Genomic DNA, 17866 nt, shown 5'->3' with positions numbered 1-17866 from the left:
TGAAATAACAATATAAACTATTATTTTATAATATCATAACAGTTTTTCGTTCATCCACTACGTAAACTTTTTATTATTCGATCTCATGCGACCTGCACACATCATCCGCATACTTCCACTCTGCCTGTTCCTGCTGTTGCCCGGATGCAGCGGCAATTCCCCCGGGCAACCTGAAACCGGCAGCGAAAACGCCACGGTACAGCAGCAGGCATCAAAAATCATCGAACCCTGTGATCTCATTACAGCAAAGGATGCGGAAACCATGCTCGGCGAGGCCGTCAAGCCTGCAGAAAAAACCGACAATCAGGTAGTTGGCCAGAAACTCTGCCTGTACAACCCGGTAGATACCCAGTCTACGCAATTCCTGCAGGTTGTGCTGACCCAGGACGCCTTCATGCCGCCTCAGGGCATCACTTCCGCTTCGATCTACAAGAGTCTGAAGGATAATTTCGAAGGTATGAGAAAGGATGTCGAGGGAGTAGGAGACGAAGCGTTCTTTGCAACCGGTGGCCTCTCTACTCTCGCCGATGGTTACTACATCCAGATCGGAGCAGGCAACAACAACAATGAAACCGTGCGGAACAAGCTGATTGAGGCGGGAAAAATGGCGGTCACAAAGCTGAAGGCCTTGAAGTAGCGCAGGGGTTTCAGCCCGGTAATCTGGTCACGAAAAAAGCAGTGCAAGGTATGAGTGGCCTCTTTTTTTGTCTTTGTCATTCCTTGCCCTGCCGGGTCAGGTTGTGTGCTATATCCGCCCGGATAAGTTTGAAATATTTTCCATCATGGACAATCTCACTGACGGCAGGTATTGTCCTTGCACTCCTGATGAGTGGTGGTGGTGGCATCCGGTGGAGAAACCATTGCTTTTGTTCGATAACGAACACTTCGGCATAGTTGCGGCAGTCTGAAATTTCAACAGCGTCAGGGTTGCTGATTTTTGTCCCTAATGTCCATGCCGTCCACCACTCAAGACCGTGGGGCGCAATGATCAATGTTTTTGCCGGTGAGTGAACAAGCGCCGACAGGCTTTTCAGTTCCTGCATAGCGGCTGAAGAGAGCATAGCCTGCCCGCCGTTGACTACAAGTGATCCACTTGGCAGAAGAAGCACAAGTGCGACTCCCAACGCAAGAATGTTACGTAACCAGCGGTTGCTGATCTGTTGCATTGCGAAGCAGAGAACCAGTATACCTGGCAAAACAGCAATAAGCGCCAGCCGCAGAGCCATATCCTGAGAGAATAACGGCATAGTCAAAGCGAGGATGGAAAGCGTGGCTCCTGTAACAATAGAGATAACCTCAATCGGCAACTGCTGGCGTTTTCTCCAGATTATGCTCACAATTCCAAAAGCCGCCAGTAGCTCAAAAAACCAGAGCAGGTATGAGGTTATTGGAGATGGTACGCCTGTAGCCCCAGGCATGAACGCCCCATTCTGCACCAGGTTTGCCAGGTTAGACACCACAGAGAACAGGCGATACAGACGTTGAGCATCGAACCGCCACCAAACAGCCCCGACAATCATGACAAGAACAACGATGGCAGCAACAACCAGCGGATGCTGTGCTTTCCACGGAAATCGCTTTCGAACGAAGAGGGATGCGAGAAAAATACCTGCAAGCAAAAGCATTGTTGCTCCAAATACGGCAATATGTGTCAATGCAATCAGTGCACCAGAGAGTCCAATTCCAAGGAGATGAGCTGCCGATGGCCTCTTCATCCAGGCATTAATCTGCCAGAGCAATGCGGCAAGCAAGGCAAGGGCGAGTGAATGCTTCTGCAAATCTCCGACCACGCTTAGCGCAGGAAAGCACATGACCACAAGCAAGGCCCCGAGTGCGGAGATCCAGCGTGGAGCCATAGCGTTAAGGTTCCAACGTTCAAGCAGGAAAAAGATCGGTAACGCTGCAAACGCAGGGAGAATACCATCGATAAGTTTTACCGCGAGAAGTACACTTTCATTAATTCCATTACCCGTCAGCCTTTGCAGCAATCCGGCGAGGAGCGCCTCAAAGTAAAAAACGAGTGGCAGATCAGGCAGCGCAAGTTCTTGCCGTTCCAGTAATGCGCGTACCTGTATGAGGTAATAGGCTCCGTTGATTCCCGGCACCAGCTCAGTGCTGAAAAGGAGCCATAGACGCGCAGCCGCAGCTCCAGAAACAATAACGGCAATCCAGCAGTATTTCATTCTATGAGTGACTGGCAAAGAGTCTCTTTTTCAAGTGCGTTCTGTGCTCTCTCTCTGAAAACAGAGTCATCAGGAAAAAGTCACCATCCGCCTCTTCAACAAATGCAACAGAGAGTGCACCGCCTTCAATATCGACAATGCACATAACAGTCGCAACTTCCCTCAGGCAGCAGTATCGGCCATAATGATCTACCTTGTTTTATTTTAAGGGTTTCCGTTGATTTCTATTCCGGACTCCATTCTTGATAAACGGAACTTCCGCTGCAGAACAGGAGCATCGGCTGCTATGGCATAAATGAGAACACGCTTTTTTGTACAAGAATAAAAAACGTACTATAGAAGAGAGGGGTATGCGCCTCTCCTCAACTTGTAACCTGTGAACTGTAAAGCCATGAGTACCCGATCATCCCGAAAACTGATCACTTTCGACTGGGCAATGAAGCGCCTGCTGCGGAGCAAAGCCAACTTTGAGATTCTTGAAGGTTTTTTAAGCGAGCTTCTCGGCGAAGACATTCTTGTCCTTGACATTCTCGAAAGCGAAAGCAACAAGGAGAGGAGAAGCGACAAATTCAACCGTGTTGACCTCAAGGTAAAAAACAGAAAGGGCGAAATTATCATTATTGAAGTACAGTTTGAGCGGGAACTTGATTATCTGCAGCGGATGCTTTACGGCACTTCACGGGTCATCACTGAACATCAAAAAGAGGGCGAAGCCTATGCCAAACTGGTCAAGGTTATCTCTGTCAATATCCTCTACTTTGATCTCGGCCACGGCACCGACTACATCTATCATGGTACCACCAGCTTCACGGGGACCCATGACCATGACAAACTGCAACTCAATATCAGCCAGCAGAAGCAGTTCGGCAAGAGTCAGATCAACCACATTTATCCTGAATACTACCTGATCAGGATCAATAACTTTAACCGGATGGCCACAACATCACTTGACGAGTGGATCTACTTTCTCAAAAACGAAGAGATCAAGGATGAGTTCAAAGCCAAGGGAATTCAGAAAGCAAAACAATCTTTTTCCCTCATGAGTATGCCGGAAGAAGAGCAGTTAGCCTATGCCCGTTATCAGGATGACCTGCGTTATGAGGCCAGTCTTGTAGAATCAAACTATGGTCTCGGTCGGATGGAGGGCAAGGAGGAGGGACGGATTGAAGGAAAACTTGAAGTTGCCAACCGATTGGTAGAAAAGGGAATGAGTGCTGAAGAAGCTGCTGCTGTTGCCGGGATAGACGCAGAGCTGCTACGCCATTGAACCTTTCTTTTTACTCCTTCTAACGACCAAGCTAAGCCGTCTTTGCGCGTCAGTTGGATTTTCCTTGTTAGACACAGTCATTTCTTTTGTCTTACTCTGAATTTGGCATCAACAGACTGCCCATCACCGTAAAATAGCCTGACAAGAATCTCTGGTTTGCTATCAAGAGATTGCATCGATTCGTCAACACCTAAATTTGCCGTGTACAGAACAGAAGCTCCTCCAAACACTTCGGAAGGTTGGAACTTACTGGGTTCAATAAATGTGGAGAATTTGTACCCCGTTCCTTCGACATCTGGGTCTGGAAAAAGCACATTGGAAGAGTAAAATCTCGCGAATATTTTACCGCTACGTCCTTTGCCTACGTTTTTAATAACCCAAGAAAAGTGTATCTGAGCACCTTTTTCGTTTGGCGCCAACCATGCATCCACCGTTTCCCCTTGGAGTTCCCGTCCGTCAACTCCCATAAGAACAAGATTTGGTTTTGAGGATTTTCCAAGATATTCGCGTACCTCTGTCCGGAGTTCGTTTTTCAAAGTGTCTAAAGAAGACTTTTCAGACGATAGATTCAACCCGACCATTATAGATAGACCAGCGACTAACAAACTCAATACGCCTGCAAACAAGCCAATACCCCATTTCAAGTCCTCAATGCGAGTTTCCATGTGCTTTGATTCGTTCTGCGAAGTGTTTTGTGTGCTCTCTGTATCCATTTGTGACATTTTCCTCATCGTGGTCTAACATTGTTGAGACGATCAGCATATTTCGGAAAAACCAGACGCTCCTTTCTGTATAAGACGACTTCAAAATTATTCCGATAAGCCAATTAAATAATTGTTTTAAAATGAGATATAATGGCAGTATCATCCCGATTTATACCGATCAGCCTAAAACCATACAAGACAATTCAAACCGGATCTTTCTTTTTGAAAGTATGGGCATCGTTAAGCTGTACAGACCTTTGTTCCTCAATAGAGTCAAATAACAGTTAAAGTTACGCATAAATACAAGATAATAATACTCTTTCCTGCTAATATTTTTGTGATTGTGGAGCACCGCTTTTACTATCTCGTTGCTCTGCTGATGCAAGCGAGGCCGCCAATGTGGATAGTGCTCAGGCGTGAAAGCGTGGCGTTCATGAACTGGTGCGCAACTGCAGAAGAGCGTAACAATCCGCTTCGCCTCTTCAGCGCCTCTCTTGTTCCAGATCACCGATGGCTACGCTGCTGATGAGGGAGCTGGAGGGCAGAGAAAGAGGTCGATATCCAAGGAGTAATGAGTATCTTTTTCGCTCTCATTTTTATATCTTGATTCTCGGTCTTGGGTTGAACTCGTAACAGTACGCTGTCTCAAGGCTTCAGCGCTCTGATTGTCACCTTCAACTTTCATTTTTTTATGAATATTCTTGTTACCGGCAGTCGGGGTCAGCTTGGTTCTGAGTTGCAGGAACTCTCAACCCGCTCTGACAACCACCGTTTTTTTTTCTATGACCTTCCTGATCTCGATATTACCTCTCCCGAGCGTGTTGCTGAGCTTTGCCGTGAGCATGAGATAGAGGTGATCATCAATTGTGCGGCATATACGGCTGTGGACAAGGCGGAGTCGGATGTTGATGCGGCATTCAGGGTGAACCGGGATGGTGCTGCCGTGCTTGCGGCCTGTGCAAAGGAGCGCAATGCTCTTCTGGTGCACATTTCAACTGATTATGTTTTTAATGGCAAGTCGCATATTCCTTATCGGGAAACTGATCCCGCTACTCCGCTTGGTGTTTACGGTGTGTCGAAATGGGAAGGGGAGGAGCGTATCCGCGATATTGCGCCTTCTCACTGGATTATCCGTACCTCATGGCTCTATTCGATCTATGGCGCCAACTTTGTCAAGACGATGTTGCGTCTTGGCGCCGAGCGTTCGACGCTGAACGTTGTGGCTGACCAGATTGGTACGCCAACCTGGGCGGCTGATCTTGCAGGCGCTCTTGTTTCAATGCTTGAGCGGTACGACAAGAATAACCACTACGCAGGACGCTATCATTATTCAAATGAAGGGGTTTGCTCCTGGTATGATTTTGCCCAGGCGATCATGGAGTTGGCTGAACTGCCCTGCAGGGTGGTGCCGGTCGAAAGCAGTCAGTATCCCCAGATTGCCGAGAGACCGCATTATAGCGTTCTGAACAAGTCGGCTATAAAGGATGAGTGGAAGCTTGAAATTCCGTACTGGCGGGTATCGCTGGCTGCCATGCTTGAGAAGTTGCAGCATGGAGCGAATAAAGGATGAGAGCGGGATTGGCAACTCTAACCAAACAGTTACACTTATGCATATTTTGATTACAGGAGGGGCAGGTTTTATCGGGTCACATGTTGTCCGCCATTTCCTGAAGAGTTATCCCTCGTATACGATTACCAATCTTGACAAGTTGACTTATGCCGGAAACCTTGCCAATCTTCGCGATGTTGAGAGCAATCCGAACTATCGGTTTGTCAGGGGGGATATCACTGATGGCGATTTTCTGCTGCAGTTGTTTCAGGAGAACCAGTTTGATGGAGTGATCCATCTTGCAGCCGAGTCGCATGTTGATCGCTCGATTGCCAATCCGACGGAGTTTGTGGTGACCAATGTGCTTGGTACGGTCAATCTGCTCAATGCCGCCAGAGCCTCCTGGCAGAGTGATTATGAGGGGAAGAGGTTCTATCACATTTCAACCGATGAGGTCTATGGTTCTCTCGGTAGTGAGGGACTCTTTACCGAAGAGACTTCTTACGATCCCCACAGTCCCTACTCTGCCTCGAAAGCCTCCTCCGACCATTTTGTACGAGCCTATCACGATACTTTTGGTATTCCGGTGGTGATCAGCAACTGTTCAAACAACTACGGCTCATTCCAGTTTCCGGAAAAGCTCATCCCGCTTTTTATCAATAATATCGTCAACCGCAAGCCCCTCCCGGTTTATGGCAAGGGTGAAAACATTCGCGACTGGCTCTGGGTTGTTGATCATGCGCAGGCGATTGATGTTATATTTCATCAGGGGAAGAGTGGTGAAACCTACAATATCGGCGGTCATAACGAGTGGAGCAACATCGACCTGATCAGGCTTCTTTGCCGGATTATGGATGGGAAGCTTGGTCGTCCTTCGGGAGAGTCTGAAAAGCTTGTTACCTATGTGACTGACCGGGCTGGCCATGATCTTCGCTATGCCATCGATTCCTCGAAACTGCAGCGCGAATTGGGATGGGTTCCTTCGATCTCCTTTGAAAAAGGGCTTGAACTGACGGTTGAGTGGTATCTTTCGAATGCGGAGTGGCTTGACGATGTGACTTCAGGGGGGTATCAGCGTTATTACGAAGAGATGTATGGCAACCGCTGAGTGTTGTTTGCACCATAAACATTGAATGAAAGGGTATTTTTTATGCGAATTCTGGTTATCGGGGGCGCGGGCTATATTGGCAGCCATGTTGCAAGAGCTTTTCTTGATCGCGGATATGAGGTGACGGTGTTTGATAATCTGCAGAGCGGACTGAGGGAGAATCTTTTTGGTGATGCCCGGTTTGTCTATGGTGATATTATGCGTCCCGAGCAGTTGCGGGCTGTGATGGCTGAAGGGTTTGATGGATGTGTTCATCTTGCAGCCCTGAAAGCTGCCGGTCAGTCGATGCTGAACCCGGAGGCCTATGCTGAAGCCAATATTGCCGGGACGATCAATATCCTCAATCAGGCCTCTGAGGCGGGATTGTCGCCGATTATCTTCTCCTCTTCGGCTGCTGTCTATGGGAGTCCCCAATATCTGCCGATTGATGAGGTGCATCCAAAGGAGCCGGAAAATTTTTATGGCTTCACCAAGCTTGAAATTGAGCGTCTGCTTGGCTGGTATGACCAGCTTAAAGGGATGCGTTTTGCTGCGATTCGTTATTTCAATGCGGCTGGTTACGATGTTGAGGGGCGGGTCAAGGGACTTGAGCTGAATCCGGAGAATCTTCTGCCGATTGTGATGGAGGTGGCTGCCGGTATCCGTCCGAAACTCTCCATCTATGGCACTGATTACCCGACACGGGACGGAAGCTGCATTCGTGACTATGTGCATGTGAGTGACCTGGCAGAGGCGCATGTCACGGCCTTTGAATATATTCGAACGCACGACAAAAGTCTGACGGTGAATCTTGGCAGCCAGATCGGTGTGAGTGTTCTTGAAATGGTTGAACGGGCCCGTGCCATTACCGGGAGCGCTGTTCCTGCAGAGATGGCGCCGAGGCGTCCTGGAGATCCAGCCGAGCTTGTGGCCTCGTCCGGCAAGGCTCTGGAGCTTCTCGGCTGGGTGCCGAAGTATAGCGATGTCGATACCCTTGTTTCATCGACGTGGAAGATGTATGAGAAGTATGTAACCCGTTAATATCCAAATCTCTTTTTTCTTCATGATTATTCCTGTGATTCTCAGTGGCGGATCGGGTACAAGATTGTGGCCTCTTTCCCGTGCATTATACCCGAAACAGCTCCTTTCACTTGCCGGGGAGAAGACCATGCTGCAGGAGACGGTGCTTCGTCTTGCCGCAACCGATGATATTGGGCCGGTCTATTGTATCTGCAATGAGAGTCATCGTTTTCTGGTTGCCGAGCAACTCCATGAAATAGAGACTGATATCGGGGAGATTATTCTTGAACCAAAAGGAAGAAATACAGCTCCTGCAGCCGCCATAGCCGCAATGCTGGTGGCTGAAAAACATCCTGGAGCCATTATGCTGCTCTTGCCTGCGGATCACGTTATTCGTGATTCGGAGGCCTTTGGTCTCGCGGTTTCTGTCGGTAAGGTTGCTGCTGAAAAGGGGGAGCTGGTCACCTTTGGTATTCTCCCGCTCTCAGCGGAAACCGGTTATGGTTATATCAGGGCCTCTGTGAAGAGTGATGGTGAAAAAGGTGTTTATGCTGTTGATGAGTTTGTCGAAAAACCTGACAAGGAGACGGCAGAAAACTATCTGGCTTCGGGTGACTATTTCTGGAACAGTGGCATCTTTCTCTTCAAGGCTGAAGCCTATCTTCTCGAACTTGAAGCGCAGGCGCCAGCCATTGTTGCGGCATGTAGGGAGGCGCTCGGGAAAGCGGTTGCAGATCTTGACTTTTTAAGGCTTGATGCCGAGGCTTTTTGTGCCTCTCCTTCCGACTCCATCGATTATGCGGTGATGGAAAAAACTACGAGGGCTGCGCTTGTGCCTCTTGATGCGGGATGGAATGATGTAGGGGCCTGGTCTGCACTCTGGGATGTGCAGGAGCGTGATGATGCGGGTAATGTCAAAAGGGGTGATGTGCTGGTACATGATGTGAAGAATTGCTATATCCACGCTACGAGTCGTCTGGTTACTGCCGTCGGGCTTGATGGTCATATCATTGTTGAAACAGCCGATGCCGTGCTTGTGGCTTCAAGGGAGTGTGTCCAGGATGTCAAGGTACTCGTTGAAGAGCTGAAAAGAAGGGAGAGGGATGAGGTTGAAATTCACCGGCGTGTCTGCAGGCCCTGGGGTACCTATGAAACTGTTGATTTTTCAGAGCGCTTCAAGGTCAAGCGCATTACGGTAAATCCTGGAGCGGCGCTGTCGTTGCAAAAACATCATCATCGGGCAGAACACTGGATTGTTGTCAGGGGAACCGCCACGGTAACGATCGGGGAGAAACAAATTACGCTCTGTGAGGATCAATCGACCTATATTCCGATCGGACAGTTCCATCGTCTTGAAAATAGTGGAAAAATTCCGCTTGAATTGATCGAGGTGCAGTCGGGCAGCTATCTGGGAGAGGATGATATTGTTCGGGTTGAGGATCGCTATGGACGTCAGTAAACTGAGGCTTTTGGCTTTGTTGACGTCGCAATAATCACAGGGAATGATTTGCCGGGCTTTGCCTGATTTGCTTTGAAAGCAGGATTAAATATATTACATTTTCAGAGTATTGTTTTGTTTGCGGTAACCCTAAATATCAGTGTATATGGCTGAGCCAACAAAAAATTCAGGTCAGAGTCAGGGTGATGTTGTCAAAGGGGATCTTTCAACGATCCTTGTCGGTGTGGGTAACCTGATCGATAGTACAATTGATCCTCTGAGCAAGATTGTTGTTCAGGCCCTCGATTCTCTTACTTTGGTTGCAAAACAGATTCTTGAAGGTGTAAATTCATCACTTGGAGGCAAGAAGTAGGCGTTGAAAGTGTTTGGCCGCCGGGCTTTGTTCATACATGTTTTCAGGCAAGCTTTTTCGTTACAGAAAGGCTTGCCTGTGCTGTTTTAATACTCATTTCCTGTCGTGTAACTTTTTTTTATATAATTGCAGGTCTTGTGCCTGGTTATTGATTGAATGATTTCGAAAGAACTATGGACGTTAAATTTGTCGAGTATCCCTCAAATGTGCCTTACAGTACGGTAGAGGCGGAGGTTTTAGCATATTGGAATGAACACGGGATTTTTCACAAGTGCCTTGAAGAAAAACCGGGAGACCGGCTGTACTCTTTTTATGAAGGTCCTCCAACGGTAAACGGCAAGCCGGGTGTTCACCATGTATTCAGCCGTACCATAAAGGATGTTGTCTGTCGCTACAAAACCATGCAGGGTTACCGGGTGCCGCGCAAGGCTGGCTGGGATACGCATGGATTGCCGGTAGAGATTTCGGTGGAGAAGAAGCTTGGCCTGAAGAATAAGGCGCAGGTTGTTGCCTATGGCGATGGCGAGTTTAATGCTGAGGCTAAAGCGCTGGTTTACCATCACATTGATGATAATCGCGAAGGGTGGGGAAAGCTGACCGAGCGGATGGGCTACTGGGTCGATATGGAGCACCCTTATATTACCTGTACCAATGACTATATCGAGTCGGTCTGGTGGGCGCTGAAAACCATCTTCGATAAAGGACTTATCTACAAAGATTATAAAATTGTTCCTCAGGATCCCAAGTCGGAGACGGTGCTGAGTTCTCATGAGCTTGCCCTTGGCTATAAAGAGGTGACTGATCCGAGCATTTATGTAAAATTCAGGCTCAGGGACTCTGTTGACTCCTTGCTGGTCTGGACAACGACACCATGGACATTGATTTCAAATGTGGCCCTTTGTGTGGGTTCCGATATTGATTATGTAAAGGTTTCCCATCGTGAGAGCGGAGAGACGCTGATTCTTGCCAAGTCGCGCCTGCAGGTGCTGCTCGAAAAGAATGATGCCGGAGAATCGCTCTGGACGGTTGTTGCTGAACTGAAAGGTCGGGATCTGGAGGGGCTTGACTACGAGCCGCTTTTCGACTACATGCATCCTGAAAAAAAGTGCTGGTACGTTACCTCAGGTTCTTTTGTTTCAACCGAGGATGGTACCGGTATTGTGCATATTGCCCCGGCTTTCGGCGCTGATGACTATGAGATTGCCAAAAAATATGATCTGCCGATGCTCCAGCCGGTTGGCCGGAACGGCTGCTTTACGGCCGAGGTGAGCGATTATGATGGCATGTTTTTCAAGGATACCGATCCGCTTGTGATCCGTCAGCTCAAGGATGCGGGAAAATTGTACCGCAAGGAGATGATCACCCACACTTATCCTTACTCCTGGCGTTATGATGTTCCGGTGATCTATTATGCACGGGAGTCATGGTATATCCGGACGACCGCCATTGCCAACCGTATGGTGGAACTCAACAAAACCATCAACTGGTGCCCTCCCGAGATTGGTACAGGGCGTTTCGGTAACTGGCTTGAGGATAACAAGGACTGGGCGCTTTCACGAGAGCGCTTCTGGGGGTCGCCACTGCCGCTCTGGGTTTCGGAGGATTTTGCTATTGGTGACGATGCTGCTTCGGGCAAGATGTTTGCTGTTGGTTCCGTTGCAGAGCTGCGCGAGGGATTTATTGATATTGAGGACGAACAGTGCAGGCTTGGAGATGCGCTCGATCGGGGAGCGGTGGAGCTTGATCTGCACAAGCCTTTTGTGGACAGGATTTATTTTATCAGGGATGGCAAACGCTTCAACCGTACGCCTGAGCTGGTTGATGTCTGGTTCGACAGCGGCTCCATGCCGTTCGCTCAACTGCACTATCCTTTTGAGCATCGCGAAGAGTTCGATGCCTCCTTTCCGGCTGATTTCATTGCTGAAGGGGTCGATCAGACCCGAGGGTGGTTCTACACCCTGCACGCCATTGCAACGCTGATTTTTGATAAACCGGCGTATAAAAATCTTATCGTGAATGGCCATATTCTTGACAAGAGTGGTCAGAAAATGTCGAAGTCGAAAGGGAATGTGGTTGATCCTTTTGAGACGATGGAGCGCTATGGCGCCGATGCCCTTCGCTGGTACCTGCTTGTGGCCAGCCCTCCCTGGAGGCCAAAATCGTTTAATTCTGATGAGATTGAGGAGGAGCAGCGCAAGTTTTTCCGCGCCTTCATCAACAGCTATAATTTTTTTGTGCTCTATGCCAATGTTGATCGCTTTACCTTCGCTGAGCCGATTATTCCCGTTCAGGAGCGTTCAGAGCTTGACCGGTGGGTACTCTCTTGCCTGAACTCGCTTGTTGATGCGGTTCATATGCGTATGGAGCAGTATGATTTGACCGGGGCAGTGCGGTTGATCAACGACTTTACGGTTGATGATCTTTCAAACTGGTATATCCGCCGTTCACGAAAACGGTTCTGGAAAAGTGACATGGGGCCAGACAAGATTGCGGCCTATCAGACGCTCTACGGTGTTCTTGAGACGCTTTCGAAATTGCTTGCTCCCTTTACCCCCTTTCTTGCCGAGCGGATTTTCCTGAACCTGAACAGAGTCAGTGGACTTGATTCTGCGGAGTCTGTTCATCTTGCCGATTTTCCGCTGCTTGATCTTTCGGCCATTGATCGTCCGCTTGAACAGCGCATGAAAAAAGCGCAGATTATCACCTCGCTTGTGCGGACTATGCGCGAAAAGGCTTCGATCAAGGTGCGTCAGCCGCTCAAACGTATCCTGCTTGCAGTCAGTGACGCTGCTGCAAGGGAAGAGTACGCACTGGTTGGTGCTATCATCATGGAAGAGGTCAATGTCCAGAAGATAGAGTATATCGAAGAGGAAGGCTCGGTCATCAGCAAGAAGGTAAAACCCAACTTCAAAACCCTTGGTCCCCGTTTTGGCAAAGAGATGAAAGCGCTGGCCGAGGCGATCAGGGTCATGAGCCATAAACAGATTGCGCATCTTGAAAAAGAGGGTCAACTGTCGCTTGAGCTTGATGGCAGGATTTTTGAACTTCTGCGTGAGGATGTTGAGATCATGCACGAAGATATCGAGGGGTGGCTGGTAGCCTCTGATGAAGCCAATGGCATTATGGTCGCACTGGATACCGAGATGACTGAAGAGCTTGAAATGCAGGGACTTTCGCGAGAGCTGGTCAGCCGAATCCAGGCGCTTCGCAAGGAGAGCGGCCTCGACATTACCGACCGCATTGCGCTCTCTCTTCAGGGCTCGGAAAAAGTACTTGATGCGGTGAAGGGTAATGAACCCTATATCAAGGCGGAAACTCTTGCCACAACCCTTGTTGTTGCAGCATTTGACCCTTTCTCTCTGCCTCAAGGGAAGGAGGAGAAGGTCAATGGTGAAATCTGTTGGTTATCGCTTGAAAAATATGATAGTTAATAGTATTATTTAACGCACTGTTTTTACGGCATTCTGTTGGCAGGCATTCTGTTAGCATTAAACAAGGTTTACTTATGGCAAAGAAAAACGATAGCGCTTCAAAAAAGGACAACGAGGTTATGGAAGAACCCGTCCTGACGAAAACTTATTTAACCGATGAAGAGCTCGAACATTTCAGGCTGTTGTTGCTTAAAAGACGTGAAGAGGTGCTTCGTGACCTGGATATTCTCCGTTCCTCGCTCTCGGACGAGAACGTTGAAGATTCCATAAATTCAAACTATTCCATGCACATGGCTGATCACGGTACCGATACCATGGATCGTGAGCAGCGCTTCATGTTTATTGCCCGGGATGAGAAATACATTGGCTATATCGACCAGGCTCTTGACCGGATACGGAACAAGGTCTATGGTATCTGTATCAAGTCAGGCAAGCCTATTCCGAAAAAAAGGCTTGAGGCTGTGCCGCATACCTCGGTGAGGATTGAGTTCAAGCAGGGGAAAAAGTAGCTCTCAGTCGTTCTCATCTTTATCGGTTGTCGCATCGCTGACTTCGATAGGGTAGTCACCACTGAAACATGCAGTACAGTAGCTGCAGGTTTCTCCCTCAAATGAAGGGACGCTGTTCATCAGTCCCTGCATGGAAAGGTATTTCAGCGAATCAACGCCGATATATTCCCTGATTTTTTCAATCTCCTCCTCATCATTATCAAGACTGTCGAACATGTGGGTGAGGAGCTGCCGTTTGGTCGGAAAATCCATACCATAAAAGCAGGGATTGGTGATAGGCGGGGAGCTGATGTGCAGGTGAATTGCCTTTGGGTCGGCCTCACGAATCAGTTTGATGAGCATTTTTGCCGTTGTGCCGCGTACAATGGAGTCATCGACAAGAATGATTGGCCTGTCGAGAAGTACGCCACGCACAATGTTGTACTTGGAACGCACCTTGATGTCACGGCTGTGAATACCTGGCTGAATGAAGGTTCTGCCGACATAGTGGTTGCGGATAAGGCCGTGCTCGAACCTTGCCGGTCGTTCCATTTTAATGCTTTCCCGCACAAAGCCGAGTGCGGCGGTATTGGATGAGTCGGGAACACTGACAACGGTCAGTTCTTTTTCACCGGGCTGGTGCTGAATAGAGGATTCCCGTGCAAGGTTTTTTCCGAGATTGCGTCTGATTTTGTCAACCGAATGCTTGAAAATAAAACTGTCTGGGCGGGCAAAGTAAACATATTCGAAAATACAGCGGGCTTTGCGCTCTGAAGGTGGAAGAAAAAGCGAGGTTGGCTTTTCATTTGCGACCGCCAGATGGTCGATCAAGAGAATTTCGCCAGGTTCAATATCCCGGATATATTCTGCCTGGATGATATCAAAGGCGCAGGTTTCACTGGCAACAATATAGGCAAGCTCACCGGTGAGAGGATCAACCTTTTTGCCGAGAGCGAGCGGTCTGAAGCCATAGGGATCCCTGGCGGCGATCATCTGGTTATTGGCCAAAAGTACCATCGAGTAGGCGCCCTGCACCTGTAACAAAGCCTCATAGAGCTGGTGTATCGGCTCTTTTTCACGGCTTCGTGCAGCCAGATGGGGGATGATTTCAGTATCCGAAGAGGCCTGAAAGATAACGCCGAGCTCCGTCAGCTCACGCCGCAGTGTGCGGGAGTTGGTGAGGTTTCCGTTATGGGCAATCGCGAGACTTCCGGAGCGATAGGTGAGGGAAAAGGGCTGAATGTTGCTTGCCGATGAGGCCGAGCCAGTGGTCGAATAGCGGTTATGACCTATCGCGGCATAACCTCCGAGCCGTTCAAACACCGTTTCATCCCTGAAAACCTCTGCCACCAGACCCATCCCCTTGTGCTGCTTGAAGAGGGTCTTTTTTTTGATTTTATTGTATTCTGCGACGACTATACCTGCGGCTTCCTGTCCCCTGTGCTGCAGTGAGTACAGTCCATAGAAGGTATCTTCCGCGGGAGTTTTTGAATTAAAGACACCGAAAACTCCACACATAAGCAATGGGATCTTGACGTTGAATAAACTGGCAGAACAACAAGTACACAATAGCGAATGAACATAACCATTCAAACTCTAAATTGAAAATATTCGTTGCAGTTGTTCCTGCTTCATTGTGCTCAATCCGCTCTGAACGTTGATCAGCTTTTGCTCGTGGAGTAAAAAGAGGTTACTAATCTGTTTTTGTTTTTCTTCCTGGGGAATTGTCTTATCCGTGAAGAGGTTTATATTTTCGACAACGAGCAAAGGAAGATGGGGCTTTTCAAACAATTCATTTGAATAGGGAACAGTTATGGCAGTACCGACAAAAAAGTCTTCAACTCCTCCAGGAGTAGCAATATGGGTTTCGGTAACCCTGCTTTGGGGTACCGTTTTTTACTGGACATCAATTTTTATGCTCCAGCTTGCCTCATTCAGGCTTGGAGAGGGGCCATTCAACCCGTCGAAAAATGAACAATGGCAGGTGTATGGTATTCAGTTTGTTGTGCTGATCCTTTTTGGCCTGGTGGCCATGATGGTAAAAAATCTCTTCGAACCGGGAGGTAAAAAACAGATAGAGCGGTGGCAGAATATTTCGGAAGGCAAGGGGGAGAAGCTCTTTATCTCTTTTGCCGGAAGCCTTGCGACCAGTTTTTTCTTTACGACGCTGACTGCGTTGACTTTTCTTGCAACTTCCGGTTTTGTTGGTCTTGCGGTTCGCTTTACCATTCCGGTTGTGCTGCTTGCGGCTCTTTTCAATATTGCAGCAGGTATTGCAGCTTCACTGATTGTGGGTCTGATTTTTTTGATTGCGAAAGTGGGCAGGAAGAAGAGTTGAAGATGCTGGCGGGAGATCCAGAACAAAAAAAGCGCAGTATCATAACTGCGCTTAAACTGTTTTCTTTATGTGGAGCTAAGGAGACTCGAACTCCTGACCCTTTGCATGCCATGCAAATGCTCTACCAACTGAGCTATAGCCCCTTTTCCAGCTCTAATTAAAAGAAAAAAAACTTGTTTTTGCAACTTGTTTTGCTGATTCTTTGATGGGAAACTGTTATCAATGCAAAATATACTGTTATGTCACTTTTGTTTGTCGTCAGGGAAGGGTTTTCGAGTATTGGAAGGGCGAAACTTCCTGCGGCTATTACGGTTACGATTAGTTTTTTTGCTCTTGTGCTGCTCGCACTGTTCGGTACCGTCTCTCTCAGTTTTCTTGATGTTATCCAGGAGTTGAGGAGTCGTGTAGAGCTTGAGATATTTCTCGGTGAATCAATCAGCGATCCCCAGGCTATGGATGCTGTTCGACAGATAAAAATGGTCAAGGGGGTGAGTGAGGCTTTTTATGTCTCGAAGGATGAAGCCGCAAAAACGTTTGCTCATGATTTTGGCGAGGATATTGTCAGGATTCTTGGCTCAAACCCGTTGCCGCGCTCCATCAGGCTGAAGTTTTTGCCCGCCTATGCATGTCCCGACAGTCTGAAGCTGCTTGTGCCTGAAATCAAGGCAATAGCTCCAGACGTTGATATTCGCTACAATCAGGTATTCCTCGATCAGATCGAGCAGAATGCACGCCTCTTTACCCTTGTGACCGGTGGCATAGGCATATTGATTGCACTGGCAACCATCGTGCTTATCGGCTATACCATCCGGTTGGCCATGTATTCAAGGCAGGAAAAGATCAGAACCATGCGGTTGGTTGGTGCAACCGGCTGGTTTATCGGCGCACCCTACATCATTGAAGGGGCTTTGCAGGGTCTTCTTTCCGGACTGCTTGCGGCAGGAGCGCTCTGGCTGCTCTCCGATCAACTGCTCTTCCGCTATGAGCCTCTTCTGTATGAGGTGGTGCAACCCTCAGCGCTCCTCGTTTTACCCGCCACGGTCGTGCTTGGCCTTCTCCTTGGTATTTTTGGCAGTGCACTTTCGGTGAACAAATATCTCAGGGCAGCTTCAAAGCGATAGCCCACAACTTACTGCTCAAGAGCGTAGAGAAGGCTGATCTCTTCGCTCCAGGCGGCAGAATCCGGTGTTTCAAGGATCAGGGGAATCTCTTCACAGGCAGGATTATTCATGATCCATCTGAAAGCATCCATCCCTATCGTTCCCTTGCCGATACCCGCATGACGGTCAATCCGGCTGCCGAGCGGCTGCATTGCGTCATTCAGGTGCATCCCGCGCAGGTAGCGGAGGCCAACAATCCGGTCGAACTCCATAAAGGTTGACTCAATTGCTGCGGTTGTTTGCAGGTCGTAGCCGCTGGCGAAGAGGTGGCAGGTGTCGAGACAGACTCCAACTCTCGTTTTATCCTCAATCCGGTCAACAAGAAATGCCAACTGTTCAAACCGGTTGCCGAGATTGGTGCCCTGTCCGGCGGTATTCTCAATCACCGCAGTAACGGTTTTGGTTGCATCAAGCGCCCTGTTGATGGATTCAGCAATCAGCTCCAGGCATCGCTCTTCCGCAATCTCCTTGAGATGGCTACCCGGATGAAAGTTCAGCAGCAGCAATCCAAGCTCTTCAGCCCGTTGCATCTCCTCAATAAAAGCTTCACGTGCACGCTGGAGCTTCTCAGGATCAGGGCTGCCGAGGTTAATCAGATAGCTGTCGTGCGGCAGGATGTGTTCAGGGCGGAATCCTCCAGCCTCACAGTTTTTTTTGAAAGCCTCAATTGAGGAGGTCGTCAGTTTCGGTGCTTTCCACTGCCGCTGATTTTTGGTAAAGAGTGCAAAAGCTTTTGCCCCGATGCTGGTCGCCTGCAGGGGAGCATTTTCCACCCCTCCGGCAGTACTGACATGTGCTCCAACCCGTTTCATAATCAGAAGTAAAAAA

At 48.6% G+C, this 17866-nt stretch carries 17 protein-coding genes and 1 tRNA gene; 12 read left to right on the top strand and 6 right to left on the bottom strand.

From position 1 onward, the window contains the following. The first annotated feature begins 85 nt into the window (after positions 1 to 85). Positions 86 to 637 (top strand): hypothetical protein, encoded by a 552-nt coding sequence (locus PPHA_RS11345; RefSeq protein ID WP_012508967.1) that lies wholly within the window; start codon positions 86 to 88, stop codon positions 635 to 637. 76 nt (positions 638 to 713) lie between these two features. On the opposite strand, the gene PPHA_RS11340 is transcribed toward PPHA_RS11345, so the two are convergent. Next, positions 714 to 2183 carry a hypothetical protein gene (locus PPHA_RS11340; protein WP_012508966.1) on the bottom strand — a complete coding sequence of 490 codons (1470 nt, stop codon included), beginning with the start codon at positions 2181 to 2183 and terminating at the stop codon, positions 714 to 716. Position 2184: 1 nt separating this feature from the next. Beyond that, positions 2185 to 2328, bottom strand: coding sequence for a hypothetical protein (locus tag PPHA_RS16025; RefSeq protein ID WP_190273994.1), 144 nt, complete (start codon positions 2326 to 2328; stop codon positions 2185 to 2187). Between the two features lie 246 nt (positions 2329 to 2574). Between PPHA_RS16025 and PPHA_RS11335 the strand changes: the two genes are divergently transcribed. Further along, positions 2575 to 3450 (top strand): Rpn family recombination-promoting nuclease/putative transposase, encoded by an 876-nt coding sequence (locus PPHA_RS11335; protein WP_041526541.1) that lies wholly within the window; start codon positions 2575 to 2577, stop codon positions 3448 to 3450. A 77-nt stretch (positions 3451 to 3527) separates the two neighbouring features. Here PPHA_RS11335 and PPHA_RS11330 read toward each other — a convergent pair whose 3' ends face one another. Continuing rightward, positions 3528 to 4115 carry a hypothetical protein gene (locus PPHA_RS11330; RefSeq protein ID WP_150085692.1) on the bottom strand — a complete coding sequence of 196 codons (588 nt, stop codon included), beginning with the start codon at positions 4113 to 4115 and terminating at the stop codon, positions 3528 to 3530. A gap of 382 nt (positions 4116 to 4497) precedes the next feature. Between PPHA_RS11330 and PPHA_RS15695 the strand changes: the two genes are divergently transcribed. The 8 genes from PPHA_RS15695 (at position 4498) to PPHA_RS11295 (ending at position 13561) form a co-directional block, all read left to right on the top strand. After that, positions 4498 to 4680, top strand: a complete 183-nt coding sequence (locus PPHA_RS15695; RefSeq protein WP_190273993.1) for a hypothetical protein — start codon at positions 4498 to 4500, stop codon at positions 4678 to 4680. A gap of 165 nt (positions 4681 to 4845) precedes the next feature. Further along, positions 4846 to 5724, top strand: a complete 879-nt coding sequence (gene rfbD, locus PPHA_RS11325; RefSeq protein ID WP_012508963.1) for a dTDP-4-dehydrorhamnose reductase — start codon at positions 4846 to 4848, stop codon at positions 5722 to 5724. Between the two features lie 37 nt (positions 5725 to 5761). After that, on the top strand, positions 5762 to 6811 hold the full coding sequence (gene rfbB, locus PPHA_RS11320) for a dTDP-glucose 4,6-dehydratase (RefSeq protein WP_012508962.1): 1050 nt from the start codon (positions 5762 to 5764) through the stop codon (positions 6809 to 6811). Between the two features lie 42 nt (positions 6812 to 6853). Continuing rightward, positions 6854 to 7831 (top strand): UDP-glucose 4-epimerase GalE, encoded by a 978-nt coding sequence (gene galE, locus PPHA_RS11315; protein WP_012508961.1) that lies wholly within the window; start codon positions 6854 to 6856, stop codon positions 7829 to 7831. Between the two features lie 22 nt (positions 7832 to 7853). Then, positions 7854 to 9269, top strand: coding sequence for a mannose-1-phosphate guanylyltransferase/mannose-6-phosphate isomerase (locus PPHA_RS11310; RefSeq protein ID WP_012508960.1), 1416 nt, complete (start codon positions 7854 to 7856; stop codon positions 9267 to 9269). A 145-nt stretch (positions 9270 to 9414) separates the two neighbouring features. After that, complete coding sequence (locus PPHA_RS11305) at positions 9415 to 9621, top strand: hypothetical protein (protein WP_012508959.1); 207 nt, start codon at positions 9415 to 9417, stop codon at positions 9619 to 9621. A gap of 173 nt (positions 9622 to 9794) precedes the next feature. Next, entirely contained in the window at positions 9795 to 13052 is a 3258-nt protein-coding gene (gene ileS, locus PPHA_RS11300) for an isoleucine--tRNA ligase (protein ID WP_012508958.1), read from the top strand. A gap of 74 nt (positions 13053 to 13126) precedes the next feature. Then, on the top strand, positions 13127 to 13561 hold the full coding sequence (locus PPHA_RS11295) for a TraR/DksA family transcriptional regulator (RefSeq protein WP_012508957.1): 435 nt from the start codon (positions 13127 to 13129) through the stop codon (positions 13559 to 13561). 3 nt (positions 13562 to 13564) lie between these two features. On the opposite strand, the gene purF is transcribed toward PPHA_RS11295, so the two are convergent. Next, positions 13565 to 15058: an amidophosphoribosyltransferase gene (gene purF, locus PPHA_RS11290; RefSeq protein WP_012508956.1), complete on the bottom strand. Its 1494-nt coding sequence runs from the start codon at positions 15056 to 15058 to the stop codon at positions 13565 to 13567. A 295-nt stretch (positions 15059 to 15353) separates the two neighbouring features. Between purF and PPHA_RS11285 the strand changes: the two genes are divergently transcribed. Continuing rightward, entirely contained in the window at positions 15354 to 15878 is a 525-nt protein-coding gene (locus PPHA_RS11285) for a hypothetical protein (protein WP_012508955.1), read from the top strand. Positions 15879 to 15948: 70 nt separating this feature from the next. Here PPHA_RS11285 and PPHA_RS11280 read toward each other — a convergent pair. Continuing rightward, positions 15949 to 16021: transfer RNA gene (locus PPHA_RS11280), tRNA-Ala, on the bottom strand. 96 nt (positions 16022 to 16117) lie between these two features. Between PPHA_RS11280 and PPHA_RS11275 the strand changes: the two genes are divergently transcribed. Next, positions 16118 to 16999 (top strand): cell division protein FtsX, encoded by an 882-nt coding sequence (locus PPHA_RS11275; RefSeq protein ID WP_012508954.1) that lies wholly within the window; start codon positions 16118 to 16120, stop codon positions 16997 to 16999. Positions 17000 to 17007: 8 nt separating this feature from the next. On the opposite strand, the gene nfo is transcribed toward PPHA_RS11275, so the two are convergent. After that, on the bottom strand, positions 17008 to 17850 hold the full coding sequence (nfo, locus tag PPHA_RS11270) for a deoxyribonuclease IV (RefSeq protein WP_012508953.1): 843 nt from the start codon (positions 17848 to 17850) through the stop codon (positions 17008 to 17010). Positions 17851 to 17866: the final 16 nt, after the last annotated feature.

Source organism: Pelodictyon phaeoclathratiforme BU-1, from assembly GCF_000020645.1.
Taxonomy (GTDB): Bacteria; Bacteroidota; Chlorobiia; order Chlorobiales; family Chlorobiaceae; genus Chlorobium; species Chlorobium phaeoclathratiforme.
Note: the sequence above shows the minus strand (reverse complement) of the source record. Positions and strands in the feature narration are given on the sequence as shown.

Coding starts and splice junctions, on each gene's coding strand:
- PPHA_RS11345 (WP_012508967.1), top strand. CDS start 86: ATGCGACCTGCACACATCATCCGCATACTTCCACTCTGCCTGTTCCTG.
- PPHA_RS11340 (WP_012508966.1), bottom strand. CDS start 2,183: ATGAAATACTGCTGGATTGCCGTTATTGTTTCTGGAGCTGCGGCTGCG.
- PPHA_RS16025 (WP_190273994.1), bottom strand. CDS start 2,328: ATGTGCATTGTCGATATTGAAGGCGGTGCACTCTCTGTTGCATTTGTT.
- PPHA_RS11335 (WP_041526541.1), top strand. CDS start 2,575: ATGAGTACCCGATCATCCCGAAAACTGATCACTTTCGACTGGGCAATG.
- PPHA_RS11330 (WP_150085692.1), bottom strand. CDS start 4,115: ATGGAAACTCGCATTGAGGACTTGAAATGGGGTATTGGCTTGTTTGCA.
- rfbD (WP_012508963.1), top strand. CDS start 4,846: ATGAATATTCTTGTTACCGGCAGTCGGGGTCAGCTTGGTTCTGAGTTG.
- rfbB (WP_012508962.1), top strand. CDS start 5,762: ATGCATATTTTGATTACAGGAGGGGCAGGTTTTATCGGGTCACATGTT.
- galE (WP_012508961.1), top strand. CDS start 6,854: ATGCGAATTCTGGTTATCGGGGGCGCGGGCTATATTGGCAGCCATGTT.
- PPHA_RS11310 (WP_012508960.1), top strand. CDS start 7,854: ATGATTATTCCTGTGATTCTCAGTGGCGGATCGGGTACAAGATTGTGG.
- PPHA_RS11305 (WP_012508959.1), top strand. CDS start 9,415: ATGGCTGAGCCAACAAAAAATTCAGGTCAGAGTCAGGGTGATGTTGTC.
- ileS (WP_012508958.1), top strand. CDS start 9,795: ATGGACGTTAAATTTGTCGAGTATCCCTCAAATGTGCCTTACAGTACG.
- PPHA_RS11295 (WP_012508957.1), top strand. CDS start 13,127: ATGGCAAAGAAAAACGATAGCGCTTCAAAAAAGGACAACGAGGTTATG.
- purF (WP_012508956.1), bottom strand. CDS start 15,058: ATGTGTGGAGTTTTCGGTGTCTTTAATTCAAAAACTCCCGCGGAAGAT.
- PPHA_RS11285 (WP_012508955.1), top strand. CDS start 15,354: ATGGCAGTACCGACAAAAAAGTCTTCAACTCCTCCAGGAGTAGCAATA.
- PPHA_RS11275 (WP_012508954.1), top strand. CDS start 16,118: ATGTCACTTTTGTTTGTCGTCAGGGAAGGGTTTTCGAGTATTGGAAGG.
- nfo (WP_012508953.1), bottom strand. CDS start 17,850: ATGAAACGGGTTGGAGCACATGTCAGTACTGCCGGAGGGGTGGAAAAT.